The organism is Parabacteroides sp. AM17-47, assembly GCF_003434625.1.
Lineage (GTDB): Bacteria > Bacteroidota > Bacteroidia > Bacteroidales > Tannerellaceae > Parabacteroides > Parabacteroides distasonis.
On the sequence record NZ_QTLI01000045.1, the window covers coordinates 1 to 10,823 of the forward strand.

Here is a 10,823-nt window from a genome sequence, read left to right on the forward strand (position 1 = left end):
ACATTTTTAGAATGAAAGGGGGAGTTTATCGAATGCTTACGGTGCAGTCGTCGGGCTTATCGGGGGCGTAAAAGTGTACGGCAAGTTTTCATCGGGCGACCCCGACACCAGCAAGACAGCCGCCTCGTGGTTCGGCGCGTGCATCTTCCTGATTGTTGCCGCCACCATCCTGCGCTCATTCTTCCTTTAATAAATAATGTATGGCTGAATACCCAATCAACAAGGGTATCGGCCGTCCGGTAGAGTTCAAGGGCTTGAAGGCACAGTACCTCTTCATCTTCTGCGGAGGTCTGCTGGCTCTCTTCGTCCTGTTCGTCATCCTCTACATGGTCGGTATCGACCAGTGGATATGTATCGGCTTCGGCGCGGCATCGTCCTCCCTCCTTGTATGGCAGACCTTCGCGCTGAACGCCCGGTACGGCGAACACGGGCTGATGAAATTAGGAGCGGCACGGAGCCATCCCCGATACCTTATCAACCGGCGGCGGATACCCCGTCTGTTCAAACGACAACGAAAGGAAGAAAGACAATGAGGAATACATCGAAAATGACAACACTGGAAAACAGGTTCCCACTTTTAGCGGTGGAGCATGGCTGCATCATCTCAAAGGACGCCGACATCACGGTGGCTTTCGAGGTGGAACTGCCGGAACTTTACACCGTGACGGGTGCGGAGTACGAGGCGATACACAGTTGCTGGTGCAAGGCTATCAAGGTGCTGCCGGACTACTCCGTCGTCCACAAACAGGACTGGTTCATCAAGGAACGCTACAAACCGGAGCTTCAGAAGGACGACATGAGCTTTTTAAGCCGCTCTTTCGAGCGTCACTTCAACGAGCGTCCGTACCTGAAACACACCTGCTACCTCTACCTGACCAAGACAACAAAGGAGCGTAACCGGATGCAGAGCAATTTCAGCACGCTGTGCCGGGGACATATCATCCCGAAGGAGCTGGACAGGGAAACCACGACCAAGTTCTTGGAAGCCTGCGAACAGTTCGAGCGCATCATGAACGACAGCGGGCTTGTCAGGCTGCGCCGCCTCTCCACCGATGAGATTGTGGGTACTGAGGGAAATACGGGACTTATTGAACGCTACTTCTCGCTCATGTCGGAAGGTGACACCACCTTGCAGGACATCGAGCTTTCGGCAAGGGAGATGCGCATCGGCGACAACCGCCTGTGTCTGCACACCCTCTCCGACGCGGAAGACCTGCCGGGCAAGGTGGCTACCGACACCCGTTACGAGAAGCTCTCCACCGACCGGAGTGACTGCCGACTGTCATTCGCCTCCCCGGTGGGGCTTCTGCTCTCCTGCAACCATATCTACAACCAGTATGTGCTGATAGACAACAGTGAGGAAACCTTGCATAAGTTCGAGAAGTCCGCCCGTAACATGCAGTCGCTATCTCGCTATTCAAGGAGCAACAGCATCAACCGCGAGTGGATAGACCAATACCTGAACGAAGCCCATTCCTACGGACTGACCTCGGTACGGGCACACTTCAACGTCATGGCGTGGAGCGACGATGCGGAGGAACTGAAGCATATCAAGAACGACGTGGGCAGCCAGTTGGCAAGCATGGAATGCGTGCCGCGCCACAACACCATCGACTGCCCGACACTCTACTGGGCGGCGATACCCGGCAATGCGGCGGACTTCCCGGCGGAAGAGAGTTTCCACACCTTCATCGAACAGGCGGTGTGCCTGTTCACAGAGGAAACCAACTACCGCAACTCGCTCTCGCCCTTCGGCATCAAGATGGTGGACAGGCTCACGGGAAAACCGCTGCACCTTGACATCTCCGACCTGCCCATGAAGCGGGGTATCACGACCAACCGCAACAAGTTCGTGCTGGGTCCTTCGGGCAGCGGCAAGTCTTTCTTCATGAACCACCTCGTGCGCCAATATTATGAGCAAGGCGCACATGTGGTATTGGTGGACACGGGAAACTCCTATCAGGGCTTGTGCGGCATGATCCGACGCAAGACAGGCGGAGCGGACGGCGTGTATTTCACCTACACGGAAGAGAAGCCCATATCGTTCAACCCGTTCTACACCGACGATTACATCTTCGACGTGGAGAAGAAGGACAGCATCAAGACCCTGCTGCTGACGCTCTGGAAGTCGGAGGACGACAAGGTGACAAAGACGGAGAGCGGCGAGCTGGGCAGTGCCGTGAGTGCCTATATTGAGCGCATCCAATCCGACCGTAGCATCGTGCCGTCGTTCAACACCTTCTACGAGTATATGCGTGACGACTACCGCAAGGAACTGGCACAGCGTGACATCAAGGTGGAGAAGTCCGACTTCAACATCGACAACATGCTCACCACCATGCGGCAGTATTACCGGGGCGGACGCTACGACTTCCTGCTCAACTCCACGGAGAACATCGACCTGCTCGGCAAGCGGTTCATTGTCTTCGAGATAGATTCGATTAAGGAAAACCGCGAACTGTTCCCCGTCGTGACCATCATCATCATGGAAGCCTTCATCAACAAGATGCGGCGACTAAAAGGGGTACGGAAACAGCTTATTGTGGAAGAGGCTTGGAAGGCTCTCTCTTCAGCGAACATGGCTGAATATCTGCGCTATATGTACAAGACGGTCAGAAAATATTACGGCGAGGCAATCGTGGTGACGCAGGAGGTGGACGACATCATTTCCTCTCCCGTGGTCAAGGAGAGCATCATCAACAACTCCGACTGCAAGATACTTCTCGACCAGCGCAAGTACATGAACAAGTTCGACCAGATACAGGCGTTGCTCGGACTGACGGAAAAGGAGAAAGGGCAGATACTCTCCATCAACATGGCGAACAACCCTTCACGGCTCTACAAGGAGGTGTGGATAGGCTTGGGTGGCACACAATCGGCGGTCTATGCCACCGAGGTCAGTGCAGAAGAATATCTGGCGTACACCACCGAGGAAACGGAGAAAGTGGAGGTTTACCGTCTGGCGGAGAAGTTGGGCGGCGACATCGAAGCCGCCATCCGGCAACTTGCCGAGAAGCGGAGAACCAAAAGTTAATCATTTAATCATCAGCTAAAAACAAGAAATGCGTATGAATTTATCAAAAGTTAAAATGCTGCAAGTCAGCAAGTGCCTGATCGGATTGGCGGTCATGATGCTGCAATCCTGCGATGTGGTCGATAACCGCCGTGATATGCTGTGCGGGAACTGGGAGAGCGTGGAGGGGAAGCCCGATGTGCTTATCTACAAGGAGGGCGAAGCCTACAAGGTGACGGTGTTCCGCCGGAGCGGTCTGCGCCGCAAGCTGAAACCGGAAACCTATCTCTTGCAGGAGGAAAACGACAACCTGTTCATGAACACCGGCTTCCGCATCGACGTGTCCTACAACGAGGCAACGGACGTGCTGACCTTCTCGCCGGGCGGCGACTATGTGCGGGTGAAACCGCAGCCGGGACACCCGACAGAAGAATAACAACCACTAAAATCCAAAGTAACATGAGAACAAGAATAACAATGATTATCTGCCTGTGCCTGCTTTTCGCAGGCAGGGCAAGCGCACAGTGGGTCGTAAGCGATCCGGGCAATCTGGCGCAGGGTATCATCAATGCCTCCAAAAACATCATCCATACCTCCAAGACTGCCACGAACATGGTGAGCAACTTTCAGGAAACGGTGAAAATCTATCAGCAGGGCAAAAAGTATTACGATGCCCTCAAATCGGTGAACAATCTCGTCAAGGACGCCCGCAAGGTGCAGCAGACCATCCTGATGGTAGGCGACATCACCGACATTTATGTAAACAGTTTCCAAAGGATGCTCCGTGATGGAAATTTCAGACCAGAAGAGCTGTCGGCAATCGCTTTCGGTTACACGAAACTGCTGGAAGAGAGCAACGAAGTATTGACGGAACTGAAGAATGTGGTGAACATCACCACGCTCTCCATGACCGACAAGGAGCGCATGGACGTGGTGGAACGCTGCTACTCCAAAATGAAGCGTTACCGCAACCTTGTGAGCTATTACACCAACAAGAACATCTCCGTGAGTTATCTGCGTGCGAAGAAAAAGAACGACCTCGACCGCATCATGGGGCTGTACGGGAACATGAACGAAAGATACTGGTAAGCCTATGGAGTTCGATAACCTTCATCAGATTTTACGCTCACTTTATGAGCAGATGATGCCGCTATGTGGGGACATGGCGGGTGTGGCGAAAGGCATCGCCGGGCTGGGTGCGCTGTTCTACGTCGCCTACCGGGTATGGCAGTCGCTGGCGAGAGCCGAACCGATAGACGTATTCCCGATGCTCCGTCCTTTTGCCATCGGTCTGTGCATCATGTTCTTCCCGACTGTGGTGCTGGGCACGATAAACAGCATCCTCTCACCCGTCGTACAGGGCACGGCAAAGATGCTGGAGGCGGAAACGCTGGACATGAACCGATACCGGGAGCAGAAGGACAAGCTGGAATACGAGGCGATGGTACGCAACCCCGAAACCGCCTACCTCGTGTCCAACGAGGAATTTGACAAGCAACTGGAGGAACTCGGCTGGTCGCCCTCCGACATGGTGACGATGGCGGGAATGTATATCGACCGGGGAATGTACAACATGAAGAAGAGTATCCGCGACTTCTTCCGCGAGATACTGGAACTGCTGTTCCAAGCCGCCGCCCTCGTGATAGACACCGTCCGCACCTTCTTTCTCGTGGTGCTGGCGATACTCGGTCCGATAGCCTTCGCCCTGTCGGTATGGGACGGTTTCCAAAGCACGCTCACGCAGTGGATATGCCGCTACATACAGGTCTATCTGTGGCTTCCGGTGTCGGACATGTTCAGCACCATACTGGCGAAGATACAGGTGCTGATGCTGCAAAGCGACATCGAGCGGATGCAGGCAGACCCGAACTTCTCGCTGGATTCGAGCGACGGGGTGTATATCGTGTTCCTCTGCATCGGCATCATCGGATACTTCACCATTCCCACCGTTGCCGGCTGGATTATCCAAGCCGGAGGCATGGGCGGTTACGGTCGCAACGTGAACCAGATGGCGGGACGAGCCGGAAGCATGGCGGGCAGCGTGGCGGGTGCAGCCGCAGGAAACGTGGTCGGACGTGCCGGGAAACTACTGAAATAATCAACTGACAATTAAAAACGAATAAACAACAATGGAATTTAAGTCACTTAAAAACATCGAATCATCGTTCAGGCAGATACGCCTGTTCGGTATCGTCTTCCTCTCGCTGTGCACCGTGGTGACGGTGTGGAGCGTGTGGAACTCCTACCGTTTCGCGGAGAAGCAACGGGAGAAAATCTATGTGTTGGACAACGGCAAGTCGCTGATGCTTGCGCTGTCGCAGGATCTGTCGCAGAACCGTCCAGCGGAGGCACGGGAGCATGTGCGCCGCTTCCACGAGCTTTTCTTCACGCTGTCACCTGAAAAAAGCGCGATTGAACACAACGTAAAACGTGCCTTGCTGCTGGCAGACAAGAGCGTGTACCACTATTATTCGGACTTCGCCGAGAAGGGGTACTACAACCGCATCATCGCCGGAAACATCAACCAAGTGTTGAAGGTGGACAGCGTGGTGTGTGACTTCAACGCCTATCCCTACCGAGCCGTGACCTACGCCACGCAGAAAATCATCCGGCAAAGCAACGTCACCGAGCGCAGCCTCGTGACCACCTGCCGCCTGCTGAACGCATCACGGTCGGACGACAATCCCAACGGCTTCACCATCGAGGGTTTCACCATCATCGAGAATAAGGATTTACAGACTATCAAACGGTAACGGATTATGAAACGGAAAGTAAAAAGTATCAGAAAAACAATGTGGGGCGTGTACTGGAAGCTCCACGACAAACGGAAACGGCTGGTGGCAAGGCTCAAAGGGTATCTGGACGGTTTGCCGCCGGAAACACGCCGCCGCATCGTACTGGGGATGCTCGCCGCCTTCGCGGTGCTTGCCCTCTACACCTTCGGCAGAGCCGTCTATGACATCGGCAGGAACGACGGCTTACGCATGGAAACGGGACACGCCGGACGGGTGGAACTGCCGACCCCGGTGGAAACTGACAATCACTTAACACCTTATTTATATGGAACAGACGAAGAATGAACCGACGAAAGAGAACAAAGCCGCTCCCGACACGGGAAAGCCGAAAAAGGGGCGCGAACCGCTGACCGAGGCGCAGCGGCTGAAACGGCAGAAGATGATAGTCCTGCCCGCTATGGTGCTGGTGTTCATCGGGGCGATGTGGCTGATATTCGCCCCGTCCTCCGGCAAGGAGCAACAGCCGGGAACAGACGGATACAACACCGAGATGCCCGACGCGGACAAGGCGAACCGGCAGATTATCGGCGACAAGTTGAAAGCCTACGAGCATGGGGAGATGGAAGAGCGTCTGGAGAGCCGCAACCGTGCCATCGGGCAGCTGGGCGACATGTTCGACCGCGAGATAGCTGGAACGGAGGACGGGACGGACTTCGACCTCGCCAATCCGGGCGGCAAAGAGGAAAAGGCACAGCCCGCCACGCCGCAGACCATCCAATCCTCCGCAGCCGCCTACCGTGACCTGAACGCCACCCTCGGCAACTTCTACGAACAGCCGAAGAACGACAATGCCGAGATGGATGAGCTGTTGGAGCGCATCGCCTCGCTGGAGTCGGAACTGGAAAGCGAGAAGGGCAGGACTTCATCTATGGACGAACAGGTGGCACTTATGGAGAAGTCCTATGAGCTGGCGGCAAAGTACATGGGCGGTCAGAACGGAGGAAAGCCGGAACAGGCGGCAGAGCCTTCCACCGTGCAGAAGGGAAAGAAGAACACGGCGACACCCGTAAGGCAAGTGACCCGCCAAGTCGTTTCCTCCCTTGCACAGCCCATGAGCAACGCGGAGTTTGTCGCCACCTTCTCGCAGGAGCGCAACCGGGGGTTCAACACGGCTGTCGGCACTACAGAGGTATCGGACCGGAATACCATCCCGGCATGTGTGCATGGTGCGCAGAGCGTGACGGACGGACAGACGGTAAGGTTGCGCCTGCTGGAGCCTATGGCGGTGGCGGGCAGAACAATCCCACGCAATGCAGTGGTGGTCGGCACGGGCAAGATACAGGGTGAGCGGCTCGACATCGAGGTCACCTCGCTGGAATACGATGGCACGATTATCCCGGTGGAGCTTGCGGTCTATGACACGGACGGACAGCCCGGTATCTTCATCCCGAACTCGATGGAGATGAACGCCGTCAGGGAGGTCGCCGCCAACATGGGCGGCTCGTTAGGGAGCAGCATCAACATCTCCACCAATGCCGGGGCGCAGCTCGCCTCCGATTTGGGCAAGGGGCTGATACAAGGCACGAGCCAGTACATCGCCAAGAAGATGCGAACCGTAAAGGTGCATCTGAAAGCCGGGTACAGGGTCATGCTCTATCAGGAAAAGGACTGAAAACAACAATCAATCAAAAAAACATTTACCACTAAAATCCAAAAGTAATGAGAAAAGTAATCATCATGTTTGCCCTCGCTATGGGCATCGCAACTGCCAACGCGCAGGAGAATGTAACCGTTGAAACGACCAAAGGAAGTGAACAGCCGACCTTGACGAAGGAGGTCTATCCGCAGAAGGAGGCGGACGGCGACCTGTATCACGGTCTGTCGCGCAAGCTGACCTTCGACCGCATGATACCGCCGCACGGACTGGAAGTGACCTATGACAAGACCGTCCACGTCATTTTTCCGGCGGAGGTGCGCTATGTCGATTTAGGCTCGCCCGACCTGATTGCCGGGAAAGCCGACGGAGCGGAGAACGTCATCCGCGTGAAGGCTACCGTGAGAAATTTTCCCAACGAAACGAATATGTCCGTCATCACGGAGGACGGCAGTTTCTACACCTTCAACGTGAAGTACGCCGCCGAACCGCTGTTACTCAACGTGGAGATGTGCGATTTCATCCATGACGGCAGTACGGTGAACCGCCCGAACAATGCGCAGGAAATCTATCTGAAAGAGCTGGGCAGCGAAAGCCCGATGCTGGTGCGCCTTATCATGAAGTCCATCCACAAACAGAACAAGCGCGAGGTGAAGCATATCGGCTGCAAGCGTTTCGGCATCCAATACCTGTTGAAAGGCATCTACACGCACAACGGCTTACTCTACTTCCACACGGAGATAAAGAACCAGAGCAACGTGCCTTTCGATGTGGACTACATCACTTGGAAAATCGTGGACAAGAAGGTGGCGAAACGTACCGCCGTGCAGGAGCAGATCATTCTGCCGCTCCGTGCGCAGAACTACGCCACTCTCGTGCCGGGCAAAAAAAGTGAGCGCACGGTCTTCACGATGGCGAAGTTCACCATCCCCGACGACAAGTGCCTCGTGGTGGAGCTGAACGAGAAGAACGGCGGCCGTCACCAGTCCTTCGTGATTGAGAACGAGGATTTGGTACGAGCCAGCACCATTAACGAACTTCAAGTGCGCTGACCATGAGAAAATACATCGCAATAATCATCGCGTCGCTTGCCCTTTTCACGGGGCAGGCGCACGCCCAGCGGTGTCTGCCGAAGATGCATGGCATCGAGGTAAGGGCGGACATGGCGGACGGTTTCAATCCCGGTGGCAAGGACGGCGGCTACAGTTTCGGGGCGTCTCTTTCCACCTACACGAAGAGGGGAAACAAGTGGGTGTTCGGTGGCGAATACCTCCTGAAAAACAATCCTTACAAGAACACCAAGATACCCGTGGCGCAGTTCACGGCGGAGGGCGGCTATTACTTCAAGATACTGTCGGACGCTCGAAAAATCGTGTTCGTCTATGCCGGGGCTTCGGCTCTTGCCGGATATGAGTCGGTGAACTGGGGAACGAAGGTGCTGCATGACGGTTCTACGCTGCACGACCGGGACGCCTTCATCTACGGCGGCGCGCTGACGCTCGATGTGGAATGCTACGTGGCAGACCGTATAGCCCTGCTTGCCAATCTGCGGGAGCGTTGCCTTTGGGGTGGCGACACGCGGAAGTTTCACACGCAGTTCGGGGTCGGTATCAAGTTCATCATCAACTGACACGGGCATGGAAAGGACGGAAATAGATGCTGTCAGAAGGATGCCGCTTACGGATTTTCTCGCACGGCTGGGGCATGAGCCTGTTAGAAGGAGCAGTAACGAGCTGTGGTATCTTGCCCCGTACAGGGGCGAGCGCACACCCTCTTTCCGTGTGAACGTGGCGAAACAGCTCTGGTACGACTTCGGTTTGGGCAAGGGCGGCGACATCTTCACGCTTGCCGGGGAGTTTCTGCAAAGCGATGACTTCATGAAGCAAGCGAAGTTCATAGCGGAAGCCGCCAATATGACGGTTGCCGGATGGGAAAAGCCCGCCTATCTCCCGAAGCCGACCGAACCCGTCTTTGAGGATGTGGAGGTCGCTCCGTTACTTCGCTCACCGTTGACGGACTATCTGGCGGAACGTGGCATACCCATCGCCATCACATCCCGTCACTGTTGCCGTCTGAACTACAGTGTGCGTGGAAAACGGTATTTTGCTGTCGGTTTCCTGAATATGGCAGGTGGATATGAAGTCCGAAGCCGATTTTTCAAGGGGTGCATCCCGCCAAAAGATGTGTCTTTGGCAAGGACGAAGGAAATCCCGGCTGACGAGTGCCTCGTGTTTGAGGGCTTCATGGACTTTCTCTCCGCTGTGACGCTTGGCGTAACCGGTAACGCTGACTGCCTTGTTCTGAACTCTGTCGCCAACGTGGAGAAGGCGGCGGAATTGCTGGACGGCTACGGGCGCATCGGATGCTTCCTTGACCGTGACGAAGCCGGACGGCGGACGCTTGACGCTCTTGCCAAACGGTATGGGGCGCGTGTCGCCGACCGTTCCTCCCTCTATGACGGTTGCAAGGACTTGAATGAGTACCTGCAACGGACAACGAAAAAACAGAAAAACAATCATCTAAAAATCGAAGAACAATGAACATACTGAACAACAGAAACAAGAGTACAAACATCTTTAAGGTGGTGGCGTTATGCCTGATAGCCGCTGTGTCATTCACCCTCGTGTCGTGCGATGACGACATGGACATCCAACAGTCCTATCCCTTCACGGTGGAGGTCATGCCCGTGCCGAACAAGGTGACAAAGGGGCAGACGGTGGAAATCCGCTGTGAACTGAAAAAGGAGGGCGACTTCGCTAACACGCTTTATACCATCCGCTATTTTCAGTTTGAGGGAGAAGGAAAGTTGAAAATGGATAACGGCATCACCTTCCTGCCCAACGACCGCTACCTGCTGGAGAACGAAAAGTTCCGCCTGTACTACACGGCGGAGGGCGAAGAGGCGCACAACTTTATTGTGGTGGTGGAGGACAACTTCGGCAACTCCTTCGAGCTGGAATTTGACTTCAACAACCGGAATGTAAAGGATGACGGTTTGACCATCGTTCCCATCGGCAACTTCAGCCCCTTGCTGAAATGATGCGTGTATTCATGGTAATGCTCTGTTCGCTTATGGCGGTCTGTTCCGTGTCCGCACGGATCAGCCGCCGAGAGGGAATGGACGGGCAGGCGGCAATCTACCGTTTGCCACTTTTCGAGAGGGCGGTGTGCTGCACGAAATATTTTGAGGGCTGGCACTCGGAAAAACACCACCCATACGTGGGTTGGGGTCACAAAATTCTGCCGGACGAAAGATATTCGGCACGAACCATGACGAAGCGGCAGGCGGACGTGCTTCTGCGGAAAGACTTGCGGAAGTTCTGCGCGATGTTCCGGCAGTTCGGGAAAGACAGCCTTCTGTTATCCGAAATTTCGGATAACAGAAGTTATCCAAACCCCAGCATTATCCTAAAAATACAGT

At 54.9% G+C, this 10,823-nt stretch carries 13 protein-coding genes and 1 pseudogene; all 14 read left to right on the forward strand.

Annotation, left to right across the window (positions count from 1 at the left end; all coding sequences use genetic code 11):
- Positions 1-34: 34 nt before the first annotated feature.
- A pseudogene (locus tag DW205_RS21550) lies at positions 35-190 on the forward strand (DUF4134 family protein); the annotation flags it as partial.
- A gap of 10 nt (positions 191-200) precedes the next feature.
- Complete coding sequence (locus DW205_RS21555) at positions 201-533, forward strand: DUF4133 domain-containing protein (RefSeq protein ID WP_008764731.1); 333 nt, start codon at positions 201-203, stop codon at positions 531-533.
- Complete coding sequence (locus DW205_RS21560) at positions 530-3,034, forward strand: TraG family conjugative transposon ATPase (RefSeq protein ID WP_004356142.1); 2,505 nt, start codon at positions 530-532, stop codon at positions 3,032-3,034. The genes DW205_RS21555 and DW205_RS21560 overlap by 4 nt, the downstream gene beginning before the upstream one ends.
- A gap of 34 nt (positions 3,035-3,068) precedes the next feature.
- The gene (locus DW205_RS21565) at positions 3,069-3,449 is read left to right on the forward strand and encodes a DUF3876 domain-containing protein (protein ID WP_002560979.1); all 381 of its coding nucleotides are present in this window, start codon (positions 3,069-3,071) and stop codon (positions 3,447-3,449) included.
- Between the two features lie 23 nt (positions 3,450-3,472).
- Positions 3,473-4,102 (forward strand): DUF4141 domain-containing protein, encoded by a 630-nt coding sequence (locus DW205_RS21570; RefSeq protein WP_002560978.1) that lies wholly within the window; start codon positions 3,473-3,475, stop codon positions 4,100-4,102.
- A 4-nt stretch (positions 4,103-4,106) separates the two neighbouring features.
- Positions 4,107-5,111: a conjugative transposon protein TraJ gene (gene traJ / locus DW205_RS21575; protein WP_002560977.1), complete on the forward strand. Its 1,005-nt coding sequence runs from the start codon at positions 4,107-4,109 to the stop codon at positions 5,109-5,111.
- Between the two features lie 31 nt (positions 5,112-5,142).
- Positions 5,143-5,766, forward strand: coding sequence for a conjugative transposon protein TraK (gene traK, locus DW205_RS21580; protein WP_002560976.1), 624 nt, complete (start codon positions 5,143-5,145; stop codon positions 5,764-5,766).
- 39 nt (positions 5,767-5,805) lie between these two features.
- On the forward strand, positions 5,806-6,093 hold the full coding sequence (locus DW205_RS21585; protein ID WP_002560975.1) for a TraL conjugative transposon family protein: 288 nt from the start codon (positions 5,806-5,808) through the stop codon (positions 6,091-6,093).
- Positions 6,074-7,420 (forward strand): conjugative transposon protein TraM, encoded by a 1,347-nt coding sequence (gene traM / locus DW205_RS21590; protein ID WP_002560974.1) that lies wholly within the window; start codon positions 6,074-6,076, stop codon positions 7,418-7,420. The genes DW205_RS21585 and traM overlap by 20 nt, the downstream gene beginning before the upstream one ends.
- Before the next feature lie 47 nt (positions 7,421-7,467).
- Positions 7,468-8,454: a conjugative transposon protein TraN gene (traN, locus tag DW205_RS21595; protein ID WP_002560973.1), complete on the forward strand. Its 987-nt coding sequence runs from the start codon at positions 7,468-7,470 to the stop codon at positions 8,452-8,454.
- Between the two features lie 2 nt (positions 8,455-8,456).
- Entirely contained in the window at positions 8,457-9,032 is a 576-nt protein-coding gene (locus DW205_RS21600; RefSeq protein WP_008764729.1) for a conjugal transfer protein TraO, read from the forward strand.
- A 7-nt stretch (positions 9,033-9,039) separates the two neighbouring features.
- Positions 9,040-9,942: a toprim domain-containing protein gene (locus DW205_RS21605; RefSeq protein ID WP_002560971.1), complete on the forward strand. Its 903-nt coding sequence runs from the start codon at positions 9,040-9,042 to the stop codon at positions 9,940-9,942.
- Positions 9,939-10,442 (forward strand): DUF3872 domain-containing protein, encoded by a 504-nt coding sequence (locus tag DW205_RS21610; protein ID WP_002560970.1) that lies wholly within the window; start codon positions 9,939-9,941, stop codon positions 10,440-10,442. The genes DW205_RS21605 and DW205_RS21610 overlap by 4 nt, the downstream gene beginning before the upstream one ends.
- Positions 10,439-10,823 (forward strand): lysozyme (locus DW205_RS21615; protein ID WP_121963164.1); only part of this gene is annotated, 385 nt, incomplete at its 3' end. The genes DW205_RS21610 and DW205_RS21615, both read left to right, overlap by 4 nt.